Below are 16,487 nucleotides of genomic sequence, written 5' to 3'. Positions count from 1 at the left end.
GGACGCGAGGTGTTCGCTGTGGAGCTGTGAATGGGAGGACAGGAGCAAAAGCTCTGCGACGTTCGCATCCTGTGGGCGTCCAATCTTCATTGGGCTGTAAACTTGCCGAGAAGGCCAGAAGTCCAGCGGAGGAGCATCGTGCGCGCGAAGCAATGGGCAACGTGGTGTGCGATGTTCGTGCTGCTGGCTTGTGCCGGTTCGGCGCGGGCGCAGTCTGAAGATTCCGCCGGAGATCCTGGAGATTCTTTAGACGCGCTGCGACAGGGGCGTCTCACCATCTGGGTCCTGAGGCCGGCCTCCGGACATCGGCCAAGGGGCGCGTCCGCCGGAAATCGTGACCAGGCGGAGATCACCTACCGCGAGCAGAGCGCCAGCAGCTTTGGCCAGAGCGCCAGCGACTATGGGACAGCCTCCAGCAACTATGGAGTGGCCTCCAGCAGCCCCACCATCAGCGCTGAAAACGCGATGCCCTCCACGGATCAAAATACGAACGGCAACACCGCAGGCACTCCTGCGGACCCGTCCAGTAAAGCGAGCGACTACAAGGAACAGACTGCCGGGAGCTTCGGCCAGCCGTCCGGCAGCTTTGGCACGGCCTCGAGCAACCATGGCCAGACTGCAGGCAGCTATGGACAGACGGCAAGCACCTACGGCACCGCCGCGAGCAATCATGGCCAGACTGCGGGAAGCTTCGGGAACTCGCTGAGTACGATCGCGCAGGCCGGAACGAGTGCCGCCAATGCGCCAAAGCCGGATCCTTTACAGGAAAGGCTTGCAGCTGACCTGCAGGATCTCTTTCCGGAGCTTCAGGTCCAATTCGTCGATGTGTATGTGGACGATCTGAAGGACGACCTGGCAGCCGTCAAGGGAACGACAGCCTATCCGGATCTGCTGATCGGACCGCTGTCGGCGGAGTGGTGGAGCGGGCTGCAAGGTCGATTTGGCCTGGCAATGCTGCAGCCGGCATCCTTCCTGGCGGATGGTTTGCCCTACGGAGAATCTTTTACCCCGGAGTTTGCAATTCTTGCCCGGGCGCCGCACATGGAGACCGCAAAGGCCTTTGCGCTGTGGATGAGCGAGGGAGATAGCTGTGCGGGTTGTGTGCAGCAGAGTTCGTCGAAGCGGTCGCAGGACGCGGCGGACGTAGCCGTAAGCGCGATAGGACATCTGCTGCGCGGAGAGAACCTGGGTGAGGCTGCCGACCCTTCCATGGCGGATTTTTCGCCGCGGCTGGGGCAGGGATTGCTGGCGACGACCGGGAACGGAGTGGCCGATGCCGGGGCCGTTCGTGTCGAGGTGATACAGGCTTCGACGGCTGAGCGCCTGGCGGTTGTGGCGCTGCGCGTGATGGTCTCGTCGGACAGCGTCTTTGGACTGGCCCACCCTTTGGTGGTGCTGCGCCGGGCGGACAGCGGGGCCTGGAAGGTTCTGCATGTGTCGCTGAATCTGCCGGAGGTAGAGCAGCAGAGCGAGCGCCTGGCTCTGGCAAATACCAGCCCCCCGGCAAGAGCGGAGCGGCACGCTGGAGTGGTGGGCATCTCGCAGGCTTCTCCGGCGGATGGCGATTCGCGTCCCCCGGTACCGGAGCTGTGGTGGGATAACGGCGGCGGCGCCGGGCTGCAGGTAGTGGAGTGGCAGCGGTCGCGCGGCGGTTGGCTGGACTCGCACCTCTATCTGGCTCCGGACCACAACCCCAAGCTGCAGACGCGGGTCACCGCGCAGTTCGCCAGCAGCCAGGGACGATATCGCTGGCGCGTGTGGAGCGTAGGCGCTGAGGGCGAGATGAAGATCAGTCCCTGGCGCACGTTGAACATTCTGCCGAAGTAGTCGTTGCCTGTTTTTCGTCGTCATTCGCTATTCTCGTTACAACGATGAACCCTTCGAAGAACGAACCCACGGCCATCCAGAATCTGCTTTCGGTTCGCGACCTTCGTATCGCCTTCTCCGGACGCGAGTGCGTGCATGGCATCTCGTTCGACCTCGCGCACGGCGAGACGCTCGGCCTGGTCGGTGAATCCGGTTCGGGCAAGTCGGCGACCTCGCTGGCGCTGCTTCGGCTTCTGCCACCCAGTGCGAGTGTGAACGGCAGCATCGCCTTCGCGCCCACGGGGAAGGAGCCTGAAGACCTGCTCCATCTGCCGGAGGAGGCCATGCGCCGGCATCGCTCCCGTTCGATCGCAATGATCTTCCAGGAGCCGATGACCGCGCTGAATCCAGTGATGAAGGTTGGGCAGCAGATTGCCGAAGCCTTGCTGGCACATGCTCCTCGCACCTCGCGCCGCGAGGTCCGGGAGCGCGTGCTCGAAGCCATGCGCGAGGTCGCGCTACCCGATCCCGAGCGCCGCATTGACGACTATCCCCACCAGTTCTCCGGCGGCCAGCGCCAGCGCATCGTGATTGCGATGGCGCTGATCAATAAACCGCGCCTGCTGATCGCGGACGAACCGACGACCGCGCTCGACGTCACCGTGCAGGCGCAGATCATCGCGTTGCTCAAACGTCTGCGGGCGGAGCACAATCTGTCGATGCTGTTCATCTCGCACGATCTCGCGGTAGTTTCGCAGGTGGCCGACCGGGTTGCCGTCATGCAGCACGGAGCGATCGTGGAGCAGGGCAGCGCGACGCAGATCTTCACGCATCCCCAGCATGCCTATACCCGCAGTCTGCTGGCTTCTGCGCCTTCGATGACGACGCCGCGCGACCGGCCGCTGGCGACGGTGTAGGCTTTGAGTTGCGAGCTGTGAGTCGCGAGTTACGAGTCTCGCAACTCGTAACTCATCACTCGCAACTCGAAGCTTAAATCGCGTATGCAGGGGCAGTCTCTATCCCTATCTTGCCGCTAATGGAGTAGACTGACCCTTCGTCTCATGCGCGTTCTCATCGTCTCTGACATTCACGGCAACCTTCAGGCACTTGAGGCCGTGCTCGCTGCGGCTGGAGCCTTCGACGCTCTCTGGAACCTCGGCGACACGGTCGGCTACGGCGGCAATCCGAATGAGGTCATCGACCTGATTCGGCCGCTGGCAACCGTGAACGTGCGCGGCAATCACGATCGTGTCTGCTGCGGCCTCACCAGTTCGCAAGGCTTCAATCCCATCGCCGCGATGGCCGCGGACTGGACCCACCGCAAGCTCACGCCGGAGAACCTCGAGTGGGTGCGCTCCATGCCCCAGGGGCCGGTGCGCGCGAGTTCGCGGGCGATGTGTGCCCACGGTTCGCCGCTGCATGAAGACCACTACATCATCTCCATGCGCGACGCCTGGACGCCGCTGCAGCGGATGGAGACCGAGATCACCTTCTTCGGCCACACCCATGTGCAGGGAGGCTTCTCCCAGAGCGAGCAGGAGTGGGAAGAGGACCGTCCCCAGTACCTCGAACGCGATACCCCCGAGCAGGTCACGATGGAGGTCCCCGTCGGGACGCGGCACCTGATCAATCCCGGTTCGGTCGGCCAGCCCCGCGATGGCGACTGGCGCGCAGCCTATGCGATCTACGACGACCAGGCCGAGTGCATCACCTTCTGCCGCATCCCCTACGACGTCGCCGGAGCGCAGGCAGCGATCCGCAAGGCCGCCCTGCCGGAACGTCTGGCAGCACGGTTGAGCGAAGGGCGATAAGACAGAGTGTAGAGAGTAGAGGATAGAGTGTAGACGACAGCCTCCCCTCGAACGGGCAGCGAATCGTCAAGGCGAATCGCGTCTACACTCTATCCTCTACTCTCTACACTCTGCTTTTAAAACAGTCTCCCCAGCGTAAAGGTCAACTTGTGCTCGTTGTGGTCGCCGACCGAAGGGGCGATGGTGATGACGCCGAGCGGAGTCTCCGCGACCAGGCCGAAGTACACGTCCTGGCGGGTGATCGGTAACGCATCCGGGGCACGCATCTGGCCGGCCTCATAGGTCAGGCCGACATAGATGCTCTGGCCGAGTGGCGCGGGCAGGGTTGCGATTCGCCGCAGGTAGCCCGGGGTGATCAGGAAGTAGTCGGTGCCGCGATACTGGTCGATGGCGCTGGCGCTCAGACGCAGCGGTCCGCCCAGCGTGTAGCGGAAGGGTTGTGCGACGTTGCGGTTGAACATCGTTCCTCCTTCACCATTGGCCAGCACGATGTTCTTTTTGCCGATGGTGTGCGCGAACGAGATCTGACCGAAGAGCTGCGGGGCGCTGGGGCTTCCCGGTGTTGCGTAGAGGTAGCCCAGGTCCGTCACGACGCGCACGCCGAACTGCGGTACCAGAGCCCTGTCCTGGGAGTCGTAAACATAGCGGATGCGCGCCGTCTGCGAGTTGCCGCTGTAGTTCGGCAGGCCGTCGGAGCCGGTGGTGGTCGTCCATTGCACGTTTTGGAACTGCCAGCCGGCACGCAGCTCCTGCTGCTTTCCATCGCCCCAGCCAATGTCCGCACCCGTTCCGGCGAGCTGCGACTGGCGCTGCGAGAGCCGCGTCGAGCCGCTGTAGATGTAGAACGGTTCGCGTGTCAGGTTGGCGCGAGGTGCGGCGAAGAGGCCCTTCCAGTTCAGCTTGCGGTAGTACTCCGTTTCGACCCGGGTCAGGAAGCCGAAGTCGATCTTCGCGCGCAGCTCCGAGCCATAGCCGCCGAAGTCCTGGTCCAGCAGGATCGTGCTGATCGTGGCGCGGGTGACGCCTCCAGTCTGTGCGGCGAGATTCAAGCCCAGATCCATGAACGGCGGCCCTGTCTTCTTGTCGCTCACCGTTACCAGCAGGATGGGCCGCGTCGAATCGGGGGAGTCGTAGCCGACGGTGTAGTCGGCGTCATAGCGCCCATCGCTGCGGACGTCGGCGAGCAGACCTTCCACCTGGTCGGTGTTGACGGGCTGATTCACCAGGGGCCCAAACTTGCGCTCGACGGCTTCCTTCACCGATTCGTTCGGCGCTTTGATCTTGACCAGCACGACCGAGCCTGCCGGACCGCGCTCCTTCGCGCGGCGGTGAGCGAGGTACTCATCCCAATCGGCCTGGTTGAGCGCATACTTCAGCAACTGGTCCTTTTGCGATTCAGCGGCGTCGTAGCCGACCCTTGCCAGCTTGGCGGTCTTCAGGTAGTCGGCCTGGCCGAAGCCCGTAATTTCGGGCATGATGACGACATTTGCCAGCTTGCGGTCGCGGATCTCATTGGCCTCGATGCCGACCGAGAAGGCCCGCTGCAACACGCCCAGGATCGAATCCAGATCGCCTTTGCCGACGGGCTGCAGCGGCAGGCTGACGGCGAGGATCACATCCGCCTTCATGGCCTTCACGTCGGCGGTCGGCAGGTTCTCGAGGATTGCACCATCGACGAACTCATGCCCGTCGAGCTGAAAGGGGCGGAAGACGCCGGGGATCGAGGCCGAAGCCCGCACCGCGTCCTGCAGCGAGCCGCGTGCGAAGGTGACGGTCTTGGCGTCGTTCAGGTCGGTGGCCTGGCAGCGGAAGGGGATGGGCAGGCTGTTGAAGTCGGTCTGGTCGTTGTAGCGCAGGAACTCCTTGTCCAGCAGCTCGTTCAGGCCGGTGTCGGTCAGCAGCGAGTTGCGAAAGGAGACCCCGTGCTTGAGCCCGACGGTTACGGCGTTGGGGATCTCGCGGCTGTCTTCGCGGCGGCGGAAGCTGCGCGACGAGAAGGCGGAGTCGATGCGGAAGACGCTGGCGACCGACTCGTCTGTCATGATGTGCGTCATCTGCTCGGTGGTATGGCCGGTGGAGTAGAGCGCCCCAATGATCGAGCCCATGCTGGTTCCGGCGATGACATCGACCGGGATATGGTGCTCTTCAAACCACTGCAGCACACCGATATCGCTCATCGCCAGCGCGCCGCCGCCGCCCAGGGCTACGCCGATGACCGGGCGATTCTTCGGCAGGTCGATCGGGGGGACGGAAGGATCGACCGGGCCAAGCTTCAATTGCCTGGTGCTGGCCGAATCCTCGCCGGCGCTGGCAGGCTTGGATGACGATTTGGAGTCCTGCCCGTGCGCGACTACACCCATGATCAGGGCCATCGCCAGCAGGGTAGCCGGGCGTGCCCAAAGCTGTTCCAAGGTCGTTCTCAAGGTCGTTCCGTTTCTGCCCCAGTCTTAAAACACACTGGGGCACACCACCTGCTGGTATGTGTCCTTAGACGCACGATGAAGACTACGCGATGTAAGCCAGAGGGGGAACCATCATCGAGTCAGATAGATATCCCCGAGGACGCCTTCGTCGTTGCCTTTGCTTTTCTTGTTGTCATTCCCGCAGGGAATCTGCTGTCGTCTCTGCTGTTGCCTTTCTTGTTTGTCATTCCGAGCGTAGCGAGCGAATCTGCTTCCTCCCGTTCTTCGTTCGTATTACCTGGGAAACTCCATGTCTAAAGCCGAGGGACCGTGACGTTTGAGGTGGAACTGGCAAAAAGCGGGAGAAAGCAGATTCACTCGCTACGCTCGGAATGACAAACAAGAAAAGCAAAGACAAAAAGCACATTGCAGTCGGAGTGAGAGTAAAGCCCCAAAGGGGCGGCCTATCCCAGTCCAAGGGATAGACCGCCCCTTTGGGGCTGTGAAGCATCTCTGTTATGCCAAAAGGCAGGAATCTACCTACCGCGTATATTCCTGAAACAACGAGGGAAACTGCTGCTGAAGCGCCCCGATCTTCGGAATATCGCACACCTGGATATACGGGTTGTGCGGGTTCTTGATCGCGTAGTCCTGGTGGTACTCTTCGCCGCGGTAGAACGCTTCCAGCGGAACGATCTGCGTGACGATCGGCTTGCCGAAGATGTGGGCTGCGTCGAGCTGCTTCACGTAATCCTCGGCCGCCTTCTTCTGCTGGTCGTCAGTGTAGAAGATCGCTGACCGGTAGCTTGTGCCGATGTCTCCGCCCTGCCGGTTGAGCTGGGTGGGGTCGTGGACCACCGAGAAGAAGATCCGCAGCAGCGTTCCGTAGCTCACCTTTGCAGGATCGAAGACGATCTCCAGCGCCTCGGCGTGGCCGGTCTCCGTGCTGCAGACGGTCTTGTAGTCGGCGGTCTCAGCCGCTCCACCGGAGTAGCCGACTGTCGTCTGAATCACGCCTTTAACCCTCTGGAAAACCGATTGAACACCCCAGAAGCAGCCACCGGCGAAGACCGCCGTCTCGTGCTGCCCGGCCTCCCAGCCGCTTTCGGGCATTGCTATATCGTGCAGGGGGGCGGGGATGGGTTCTTTTCTAGATTCGATAGCCATTGAACATCTCCAGTCTGTGCTGCCTGTCATTGGACGCAGGAGGCCTGTATCTCGATGCGAAGGGCCCATGTTCCACGTGGAACCATGGTAGTTAACCCCACCTCAAGCGGGCCTTGAGGTGTTGCTTCAACTATAACATTCTAAAAAGGTTGTATTCCTGGATAGATGTTTGCAGGTGATCGAAATTCGTTGGGCAGACATCGCCTCTCCCCTGGGCTAGCTGGCTCGTTTACATCGCAGATCATTTAGCGAAGCTTGGCAGACGCTGATTGATGGAGGGATCTGTAGGTATCCCGTGGGTCGCATAGCAACACGGAGTTGTCCATCCCATGATGCCCAAATTCAGAGCCCGAATTCTAGCAATCGCATGATTTGGTATAGACCCGTGCACAACAATCTCTCGGGTACGAATCGCATCCCGTGCTGCCGCCATGGCCTGGTAAGACTGGTCGTCTTCTTTGAATTCCAAAGTCCAGTCGTATTCCTCCACTCCCAGTATTGTGGCCATCGCCATAGGAGAGTGAACGTCTACGAGGTCATCCTGAGGAATGACGGCGGCGTCAATTAAAACCTGTCCTGTCTGCGGTGAATAGAAGTTAGCCCCCGTCGACCCATAGATGTGCTTCGATGTCGATGTCGTCGAAATGAAATAACTGCCGCCCTGTTGGGCGGCGCGCAGGTGGCGTACCACCCCATCTACAAAAGCCGCTGAGTTGGAATTCGGCGTACGGCCATCGCGGGACCGAAGTCCTGCTTTCAGTAACTCGTCATCATTGGCACTGAGGTTTCTGATCAGAAACCGCGGTATGAAGATTCCATAACGATCCAGAACATAGTGGCGATTGTTGCCGCGATGCTCGAAAACATCAGGCAGATCTTCTTTTCCTTTATATATTCTTTTGAACCGCGCCTCTTGCTTATAGACGCGCGCCACAAGCACCGCGCCCTGGCCGAACTGATCGGCCACGGAAACGACTGTCACATTTCCTACAGGGACGTACACCATTATCATCTCCGGATGCATCGCTTTGAGCTTGATTTTGATGTCGTTCAGCAGCGATTCCACGGTTACTCCCTGAGCGATTGTGCCAAAGAATCTTCCCGGTTCGTATTCCTTTCCACGGAATCTGTCCTGTTCGTATTCTGTAAAGATCGGATCATAGACATCATGTCTCCATTTCGACCTAAAGTAGTCGTATTTCTCTTTGCGCGCCGCCGCATTCTTTTTGCCTGGGAGCTCTACTTTCTTTACGTTGTCTAATGTCGGTTGTCCGGCGGTCAGCTTCTCCTGATACTCCGCGGCGGCGCCCTTCAGTCGCTCCTCCATCTTCTCGTAGGCTGCGCGCTTGTGGTCGCGGTATTTTTGGAAGATTTCTTCATGAATGAGGAGCTTAGCGTCGTTGATTGAGTTGGGAGACAAACGGTTACTAGCTCCCCTACCCCCATAGGGTAAAAGCTCGAGGACAACGCGTTGGGTTTCCATAGGTTCCTCCTGCAAGAAACGAAGCCAAATTTCCTATTTGGACATCATTTATAAATTCTCAATACGTATAACTCCGCTTCAGAAGTTAAATTCCCGATCGGCTCGATCTCGCCGAGGGAAATTTCATCGTTTCGACGGGGTATAGGTTCTCACTTGCCACCCAAACTGCTCTTGAAGCGAGGTCGAGCGCTATCAACTATTGTTGAGGCACGGATTGGACGGGATTGGCTTCAGCCAGGCCGAAGGCCCAGCGTCTAATACGCCTGCCTCGTTGCCGCAGACCGGAGTGGTGACGCAGCCATAGCGACTGAATTGCCTTCTTTGGTGAAATAGACGACGCTGGCCACAGTGCTGGGCCTAATTGCTTTCAATCTGCGCATAGAGATTGCTGAAATTGCCAACTGCCAGCACGTTACCCCGTCCCATGAACTGCAGATAGCCCGCACCGCAGATGATGGGATGCGTGGAAGTCGAAATAATTCCACCAGATCGCATTTCGTCAAGGTCTGTTTCAGGTCTTCCAGTTTTAATCGGTATCCCCGCCGGGAGGGAAATCGTGACGTCGAAACTTAGGAGCTAGCCCGGAGGCCAGCCTAAGTGCCTTCCTCCCAACAGATGCACGTGCAGATGGTCGACGGTCTGGCCGCCGTCGGGGCCGGTATTGATGACTAGCCGATAGCCGTTTTCGAGCCCCTGCGCCTGGGCTACTTCGCCCGCGGCGGACAGAAGCTGGCCCAGCATCGCGGCGTCTTCCGTGGTGGCGTGGGCATGCGAGGCGAGGTGCCGCTTGGGGATCACCAGCACATGCACCGGGGCCTGGGGGTTGATGTCGGGAAAGGCGAGCACCTGCTCGTCCTCGTGCAGCCGCTTTACGGGGATTATTCCGGCGGCGATCTTGCAGAACAGGCAATCGGTCATCGTGTGTTGACAGTAAATAGTCGGCAGGGGAGGGTCAAGGTTTTGCGAATCGACGTTGTTTTTGTTGCTAAGACTGACCTACCCCAAACGTTGTCATCTCGACCGAAGGCGGCGTTCTTTGCCGCCGTCGGTCGAGATGACAACGTTTGAGGGTAGGTCAGTCTTAGAGACGCCTCTACCTCTTGAAGTACTTCGGCTCCATGCCCGGGGCCCAGGGATCGTAAGCCTTGCCGAAGGCCGCTCGACGTCCGACCGCCGGATGGCTATAGATCCAGAACTCCACGAACGGGTTGGGGTTTGGGTCTTCCAGCGAACTGTCGCCCAGCACATTGAAGGCGTCCTTTACGGTCGTCTGCGGGTCGGCTACGATCCCGTGAATGGCCTCCTGCCCGTATACATCGGCGGCGTGCTCCTGCATGCGGGTCAGGCTCTCGGTTACAGGTTCCACCAGCGTATTGAAGATCGTAAACACCAGGAGCAGCACGACGAGTGCGCCCCAATCCGCCTGGGAAGGGATTCTCCATTGCCTGCCGAAGTACGCAATCGCCCAGCGCACCAGGAAGAACGCAAGGTACAGCCCGACGAAGAGCCCGAGGAAGGTCATGACGATGCGGCGCAGGATGTGCCCCAGCACGTAGTGGCCGGACTCGTGTCCAAAGATAAAGAGGATCTCGTCCGGCGTGCCTTTGGCGAGCGAGGTGTCCCAGACCACAACACGCTTGGAGTTGCCGAAGCCGGTCACATAGGCATTCATCGTTGTCGTCTTGGCGCTGGCCTTCATCAGGAACATGCGTTCCGGCGGGATGTTCATATGTCCGCGCTCGACGACCTTCTCCAGTTGGGCCACCAGCGCCGGCTGCGACTGTTGCAGCGGCTCGAAGGTATTGAACAGCGGGTCGATCACCAGCGGCATTCCATAGATGGCGATGATCGTCAGGGGCATCATCACCGCCCAGAACGCCAGCCACCAGGTGCGGGGCAGCGAGCGGATGATCCACATCAGCAGCGCGCAGAGCAGGAACTCGCCGAGTAGCGTAACGCCCCAGCCCTTTGCCAGGTCACTGAACCAGCTTGACCAGCTCTGGATGGAAAGCCCGTACTGGACGGAGAGCCGATGGCTGTAGAGGCTCAACGGCAGGTCGAGCAAGGTGTTCGCGATACTGAACAGAAAGGTGAAGACGAGGCACTCCTGCCAGAAGGCCAGGACCCACCTGCCCTGTTCGCGCAGACCTCCGCTCGAGCCCAGGGCGCGACTGCGCATCCAGGCCACAACTCCCAGCCATAGCAGCAGGGCCAGTTGAACGATGCTCCACACCGCATTCAGAAAGTGCAGTGTAATTCTCACTTTTGCGAGGTGCTGTGCCTTCGCCAGCTTGTCCGGCGAGAGCGAGTAGTCGGGGAGATTGCCGTGCCGAGGGGCTGCGGTCATCTCCTGTTGCGCGTAGACGTTCGCCGTATGCTCGGCTGGGGTCTCACCGGCTCGTGCAGAGATTGCAAAGGGAAATAGAAGGCAGAGGAACACAACGTGCCGGAGGAGGTGCATCAAAATCCTTTCGTAGTGTTTTGAGTCTGCACGATGGTTCGAGACGCCGCAAGTTGCGCCGGCCGGTCTTTCGTGAGCAGCGATGATCCTGGTCTTTGAGTCCTTGTTTGTTTTCATCGTCAGCACACTTTTGGACGGGCCAGGAGCTAGAAAGGATACCGGTTTCAAACGTGCCTTTCGGTTCGTGGTCCGTCCAAGAGTGTAGATACCGCGAGCGAACATCGGCATCTTCGGTACACTCTGCTTACGATCCTTCGTTCAAGAAGCGGGCTTTCTTTGACACCTCCGATTTATCCCAAATCTTTATTTCGCCGTCATCGTTCTATTTCGTCCCTGGGGCTGGCCGCGTTTGTACTGGCCACCGGAACTCTCACGCAGGCAAGGGCCTCAGACCCCAAACCGGGCGATCCCGCGGTTGCGACGAACCCTGTGTTGATGCAGGCGATGTCGGCTGAACTGAATCGCGCGATGTCCTCGCTGGGCACGGCTGCCGTGTCGGCCAGTGCGACGCCGCAGCCTCGTCCGTACTTCCTCAGCTACTCGGTGGCCGACGCTGAAAACGTCAACATCACCGCGCAGTACGGCGCGATTACGAACTCGAGTGTCCGGCATGCGCGCATTGCCGACGTGCAGGTGCGGCTCGGTTCGCCGGACCTCGACAACACGCATGGCGACCATCGCACCAGCGCGCTGACCACCATGCCGCTGCCGCTCTCGGACGATCGCGGTGCGATTGAGCGTTCGCTCTGGTTCGCGACCAATCGCGGTTACGGCAAGGCGCTCGATGCGCTGGAGAAGGTAAAGACCGAGCAGCAGGTGCGCGCGAAGGAAGAAGACTCTTCGGCGGACTTCTCCACCGAGAAGCCGGCGAGCGCCGATCTGCCCCCTGCACCCAAGCTGGAGTTCGACCGCACTGCCTGGGAGCAGCGTCTGCGCGAGATTACCGCCGTCTTCCGCGGCTATCCGCACATCTTCTACGACACGGCATACATGCAGACCTCGCACGAGACGGACTACTTCGTCTCCAGCGAAGGCGCACACGTGGCCGCGCCGAACCAGGTCGCGCGGCTCGTCGTAGTGGCTCGCACCCGCGCCGCCGACGGCATGGACCTCTTCCGCGTCGAGACCTTTGAGGCCGATACGACCGGCCATCTCCCCGACCAGGCGACGGTGTTGGCGAAGACTGTCGCGCTGGCGAAGAATCTCGACGATCTGCGCTCCGCTCCTATCACCGAGCCCTACAACGGCCCGGCAATCCTCTCCGGCCGCGCGGCCGCGGTCTTCTTCCACGAGGTCTTGGGGCATCGGCTCGAAGGCCAGCGCCAGCGCGGCGACGAAGAGGGCCAGACCTTCACCAAGCTGCTGAACAAGCCGATCCTGCCGAGCTTTCTTTCCGTCGCGGACGATCCCACGCTGAAAGAGTTCAATGGCCATCCGCTCAGCGGCCACTACGCATTCGACGACGAAGGCCAGCCAGCACGGCGCGTGCAGCTGGTCGACGACGGCGTGCTCAAGACGTTCCTCATGTCGCGTCTGCCGGTGGCGAGCTTCGCGCAGTCCAACGGCCACGGCCGCGCCGAGACGGGCAAGATGCCCACGGGACGGCAGGGCAACCTCATCGTGACCTCGACCAAGACGGTCTCCGACGCCGAGCTGCGCGAGATGCTGAAGGCCGAGGCGAAGAAGCAGGGCAAGGCCTACGGGTTGTTCTTTGAGGACATCTCCTCGGGCTTCGCGGTCACGACACGCCGCTCGCCGCAGGCCTTCCAGGTGATCCCGCTGGTGGTCTATCGCGTATACGTGGACGGCAGGCCGGACGAGCTGGTGCGCGGTGTGAGCATCGTCGGAACGCCGCAGGCCGCACTGAACCGCATCGTGGCGACGGGCGACCATCAGGACATCTTCAACGGCGAGTGTGGCGCGGAGTCGGGCACGATTCCCGTCAGCGCCGTAGCCCCGGCCATGCTGGTGAGTGAGATCGAAACCCAGCGCCAGGCGCAGGGAACGGCGCGCCCGCCGATCGTTGAGCCGCCGCCACTGGGTGACGCAACGGATGCTCCGGCGACGGATGCTCCTGCTGCAACGAAAGGGGGCCGCTAATGTTCAAGAAACAATTGGCAAAGATTTCGACGCCCTCGGTTGGAGGGGTTTCGTTAAGGGCACGGCTTCAGCCGTGCCGTAAAAGTTCCGCCACGAATAGGGCTTTAGCCTCTAAGTCAATGAGGGCTGCGCTGCTTCTGGCCCTGGGTCTATCGTCGATTGCAGCCGTAGCCCAGACGGCACCCAACACCTCCGACCCGCTCCTCACCGCGATGCAGCAGGAGCTCGCGCGCGAAAAGGCGCTGCTCGTTCTGCCCGGCCTGCAGCGGCCCTACTTCATGGAGTACCGGCTTGAAGACCTGCAGACCTACGAGGCCGTCGCGAACTACGGAGCACTGACTGGCGAGAACGAGAATCGTCAGCGCATCGTGCGCGTCGAAGTACGCATCGGCGATTACACCACCGACTCCAGCTCTTCGCGTGGAGACGGCTCTCTGCAGCTCGCCCCCAACGACAACGATCCCGCCGCGCTGAAGTACGCGCTCTGGACCGCGACCGATGAGGCCTACAAGAATGCCTTGCGGGCGTACTCAGCCAAGGAGGCCGCGCTCAAGCAGTTCCAGAGCGCGCCCACGGCCAACGACTTCACTCCCGCCAAACCCGTCACGCTGATCGAGCCCTTGAAGACGCTCGAGCTGGATCGCGAGGCGTGGAAGCAGCGCATCATCGAAGCCAGCGGACTCTTCCAGACCGCACCCGAGGTCCGCAGCTTTGCGGCAGAGGTGCAGTCCTCAAGCGCCAGCATCGATGCCGTGATCGTGAATCGCTATACGGTGAACACCGATGGCACGGTGCTGCGGCATGGCTACGCGGGCTACACGGATTCGATCAATGTGGGCGGCCAGGCGGCGGACGGCATGCAGCTCAGCCGCAACAACGGCTCCTCCGCGGCCACAGCTGAAGGCCTGGAGAGCGCAGAGGCTCTGCGCAAGCGCACGATCGCCAATCTCCTCAGCTTCAAGGATCTGCGCGAGGCCCCGGTGGTCGACGCCGAGGACTATCACGGTCCCGTGCTCTTCTCGGGCGATGCCAGCGCCGATGTCATCAACCGGCTCTTCGTGCCGAACGTCGAAGCCGATCGCCCCGACATGGGCACCACCGCACGCACGCAGGGAGCGTACCAGTCGAGTCTGCGCACGCCGGTGTTGCCGTCCTTCCTCACGGTCGTCGACGATCCCGGCCTGCATACCTTTGAAGGCCAGTCGCTGGTCGGTGCGTACTCTGTCGACGATGAAGGTGTTCCGGTGGCGCCGGTGACGGTAGTCGACCACGGCAAGTTGATCGATTACCTGCTGGGCCGCGAGCCGGTGAAGGACTTTCCTGAGTCGAACGGCCACGGCCGCGCGGCTCCGGGACAGGCGGCGCACTCGCGCGCCGGCGTGGTCGTTGTGAAGTCGACACAGTCGTTGTCGGCGGCGGAGATGCGCGCGAAGCTGCTGGCACTGGCGAAGGAACAGGGCCGCGATGTGTACGAGGTGGAGACGCTCGGCGGGGAACTGTCGCCACGACTGCTGTATCGCGTGTCGCCCATCGGCAAGCGCACGCTGGTGCGCGGAGCGGTGTTCGACGAGCTCGATCAGCGTTCGTTGCGCAGCGGATTGCTGGCAGCGGGTGGCAAGCCCTGGGTCGCTCAGACCCTGAGCCCCGTGCCGGAGACTACGATTGCGCCGAGTCTGTTGTTCGCCGATATCGCGGTCAAGCGTGCCAGCGAACAGCAGCAGAAGCTGCCGTACTATGCGCCGCCCGCGATTGGGGATGGGCAGAAGTAGTGGGTGTTGTTGCTTCTGAGATAGGTCCGGGCTTTAGCCCGGACACTCAAGACAGTCGATAAGGGGGCTTCAGCCCCTGGGATAGGCTCTCCTGTCCGCAGGCAGAGATGCCAAGAGATAGGAAGGCTTGTCCCAGGGGCTGAAGCCCCCTTCGTATTTGTCCCGTCATGCCCGGGCTAAAGCCCGGGCCTATCTCAGAGACAACGGCAAAAGCGTAGAAGCCTCACGCTGAGCTTGAAAGATAATGGACATAAGGCGGTAGGTAACTTTTGAAGAGTTGGATTGAAATCTCAAGCGCGAGGCTGGCGGAGAACTTTCGCGCGGTACAGGCCGTTGCAGGTCATGGCGTGGAGGCACTCGCCGTCATCAAGGCCAACGCCTACGGGCACGGCGCGACGATCTGCGCCCCGGTACTGGTGGAGGCCGGAGCCCAGTGGCTTGGTGTCAGCGACGTGGCGGAGGGCGCGGTGGTTCGCGCGGCACTTCCGCATAGCGGCATACGCGTGCTCGTCATGTGCGGCATGGAGCTGGCGGACGCGCCTGCCCTGGTGGCTCACGGTCTTACGCCTGTCGTCTGGACGCCCGAGCACGTTGCTGTCTTGGAGCGCGCAGCGCGCTCCGCAGGGCATCGCATCCAGGTGCATCTTGAGGTCGATACCGGCATGGGGCGACAGGGAGCGGCTCCCGGCGAAGACTTGGCGCGCACGCTGGAGGCTCTCGCCGGTTCGCGGTGGGTGAGCTGCGAAGGCATCATGACGCACCTGTGCTGCTCTGAATCCGCAGGCGCGGAGATCACCGAGGAGCAGCGCGAACGGTTTGCCCTGGCGCTAGACCAGGCCCTGGCTGCGGGCGTGCGCCTTGAGTTCGTGCATCTGGCCAATACCTCGGCGGTGGATGAGGGCAGCACGATGGCGTGGATTCGCGATACGGCCAAGTCGCTCGGCGCACGCGCGATGGTCCGCACAGGCTTTGCGATCTACGGACATTGCCTGGAGATCGAAGGCAATATCCATGCGGGAGCGCTCGCGCCAAAGGTGTCTCCGGTGCTCTGCTGGAAGACGCGCATCATTGGATTGCGCGACGTCGCTGCCGGGGTAACGGTGGGCTATGGCGCAACGTTCGTCGCCGTGCAGCCGATGCGCCTGGCGCTGTTGCCGGTGGGTTATGCCGATGGCTATCGCCGCGCCGCTTCTTCCGGGGTGGGCGATGGCTGGGTGATGATCGCGGGCCAGCGTGCGCCTGTCGTGGGCCGTGTGTCGATGAACCTGACGGTGGTGGATGTCAGCGGCCTCGCGGACATACAGGAGGGGATGGAGGCCGTGCTGCTGGGAGAGGGCGTTACCGCCGAAGACCAGGCCCGCTGGAGCGGCACGATTGCGTATGACATTCTGTGTGGCATTCGCGCGAACTTTGAGCTGCGGTAGTTCAAAACTTCACGGGCAAGCGAAGCGCAATACGCAATATTATGCTCTTTACAGCATAATGCGT

At 61.3% G+C, this 16,487-nt stretch carries 12 protein-coding genes; 6 read left to right on the top strand and 6 right to left on the bottom strand.

The features are described from left to right. The first annotated feature begins 138 nt into the window (after positions 1–138). From HDF15_RS17850 to HDF15_RS17840, 3 genes are all read left to right on the top strand, one after another. Positions 139–1,827: a hypothetical protein gene (locus HDF15_RS17850; protein WP_184257957.1), complete on the top strand. Its 1,689-nt coding sequence runs from the start codon at positions 139–141 to the stop codon at positions 1,825–1,827. Positions 1,828–1,871: 44 nt separating this feature from the next. Further along, on the top strand, positions 1,872–2,723 hold the full coding sequence (locus tag HDF15_RS17845) for an ABC transporter ATP-binding protein (RefSeq protein WP_184257955.1): 852 nt from the start codon (positions 1,872–1,874) through the stop codon (positions 2,721–2,723). A 144-nt stretch (positions 2,724–2,867) separates the two neighbouring features. After that, positions 2,868–3,617 (top strand): metallophosphoesterase, encoded by a 750-nt coding sequence (locus tag HDF15_RS17840; RefSeq protein ID WP_014267587.1) that lies wholly within the window; start codon positions 2,868–2,870, stop codon positions 3,615–3,617. Positions 3,618–3,733: 116 nt separating this feature from the next. Here HDF15_RS17840 and HDF15_RS17835 read toward each other — a convergent pair whose 3' ends face one another. The 6 genes from HDF15_RS17835 to HDF15_RS17810 all read right to left on the bottom strand — a co-directional run bounded on the left by HDF15_RS17835 (position 3,734) and on the right by HDF15_RS17810 (position 11,130). Beyond that, on the bottom strand, positions 3,734–6,040 hold the full coding sequence (locus tag HDF15_RS17835; RefSeq protein ID WP_260331166.1) for a patatin-like phospholipase family protein: 2,307 nt from the start codon (positions 6,038–6,040) through the stop codon (positions 3,734–3,736). A gap of 519 nt (positions 6,041–6,559) precedes the next feature. Further along, the gene (msrA, locus tag HDF15_RS17830; protein ID WP_184257953.1) at positions 6,560–7,186 is read right to left on the bottom strand and encodes a peptide-methionine (S)-S-oxide reductase MsrA; all 627 of its coding nucleotides are present in this window, start codon (positions 7,184–7,186) and stop codon (positions 6,560–6,562) included. A gap of 241 nt (positions 7,187–7,427) precedes the next feature. Then, complete coding sequence (locus tag HDF15_RS17825) at positions 7,428–8,669, bottom strand: hypothetical protein (protein WP_184257951.1); 1,242 nt, start codon at positions 8,667–8,669, stop codon at positions 7,428–7,430. A gap of 357 nt (positions 8,670–9,026) precedes the next feature. Beyond that, positions 9,027–9,164: a hypothetical protein gene (locus HDF15_RS17820; RefSeq protein ID WP_184257949.1), complete on the bottom strand. Its 138-nt coding sequence runs from the start codon at positions 9,162–9,164 to the stop codon at positions 9,027–9,029. An 81-nt stretch (positions 9,165–9,245) separates the two neighbouring features. Further along, positions 9,246–9,587: a histidine triad nucleotide-binding protein gene (locus tag HDF15_RS17815; RefSeq protein WP_184257946.1), complete on the bottom strand. Its 342-nt coding sequence runs from the start codon at positions 9,585–9,587 to the stop codon at positions 9,246–9,248. A 175-nt stretch (positions 9,588–9,762) separates the two neighbouring features. Continuing rightward, entirely contained in the window at positions 9,763–11,130 is a 1,368-nt protein-coding gene (locus tag HDF15_RS17810; protein WP_184258159.1) for a M48 family metallopeptidase, read from the bottom strand. A gap of 276 nt (positions 11,131–11,406) precedes the next feature. On the opposite strand from HDF15_RS17810, the gene HDF15_RS17805 reads away from it, so the two are divergent. The 3 genes from HDF15_RS17805 (at position 11,407) to alr (ending at position 16,423) form a co-directional block, all read left to right on the top strand. Then, positions 11,407–13,230 (top strand): metallopeptidase TldD-related protein, encoded by a 1,824-nt coding sequence (locus tag HDF15_RS17805; protein ID WP_184257944.1) that lies wholly within the window; start codon positions 11,407–11,409, stop codon positions 13,228–13,230. Positions 13,231–13,349: 119 nt separating this feature from the next. Beyond that, the gene (locus HDF15_RS17800; protein WP_184257942.1) at positions 13,350–14,999 is read left to right on the top strand and encodes a metallopeptidase TldD-related protein; all 1,650 of its coding nucleotides are present in this window, start codon (positions 13,350–13,352) and stop codon (positions 14,997–14,999) included. Between the two features lie 269 nt (positions 15,000–15,268). Continuing rightward, positions 15,269–16,423 (top strand): alanine racemase, encoded by a 1,155-nt coding sequence (alr, locus tag HDF15_RS17795; protein WP_184257940.1) that lies wholly within the window; start codon positions 15,269–15,271, stop codon positions 16,421–16,423. Positions 16,424–16,487 lie beyond the last annotated feature (64 nt).

The sequence above is a fragment of the Granulicella mallensis genome (genome assembly GCF_014203225.1).
Taxonomy (GTDB): Bacteria; Acidobacteriota; Terriglobia; order Terriglobales; family Acidobacteriaceae; genus Granulicella; species Granulicella mallensis_A.
The sequence above is the reverse complement of the archived record's forward strand: the minus strand, read 5'-3'. Positions and strand labels throughout refer to the sequence as shown.

What these genes read in the sequence shown, in the direction of transcription:
- HDF15_RS17845 (WP_184257955.1), top strand. Translation starts at nt 1,872, where the DNA reads ATGAACCCTTCGAAGAACGAACCCACGGCCATCCAGAATCTGCTTTCG.
- HDF15_RS17840 (WP_014267587.1), top strand. Translation starts at nt 2,868, where the DNA reads ATGCGCGTTCTCATCGTCTCTGACATTCACGGCAACCTTCAGGCACTT.
- msrA (WP_184257953.1), bottom strand. Translation starts at nt 7,186, where the DNA reads ATGGCTATCGAATCTAGAAAAGAACCCATCCCCGCCCCCCTGCACGAT.
- HDF15_RS17825 (WP_184257951.1), bottom strand. Translation starts at nt 8,669, where the DNA reads ATGGAAACCCAACGCGTTGTCCTCGAGCTTTTACCCTATGGGGGTAGG.
- HDF15_RS17820 (WP_184257949.1), bottom strand. Translation starts at nt 9,164, where the DNA reads ATGCGATCTGGTGGAATTATTTCGACTTCCACGCATCCCATCATCTGC.
- HDF15_RS17815 (WP_184257946.1), bottom strand. Translation starts at nt 9,587, where the DNA reads ATGACCGATTGCCTGTTCTGCAAGATCGCCGCCGGAATAATCCCCGTA.
- HDF15_RS17810 (WP_184258159.1), bottom strand. Translation starts at nt 11,130, where the DNA reads ATGCACCTCCTCCGGCACGTTGTGTTCCTCTGCCTTCTATTTCCCTTT.
- HDF15_RS17800 (WP_184257942.1), top strand. Translation starts at nt 13,350, where the DNA reads ATGAGGGCTGCGCTGCTTCTGGCCCTGGGTCTATCGTCGATTGCAGCC.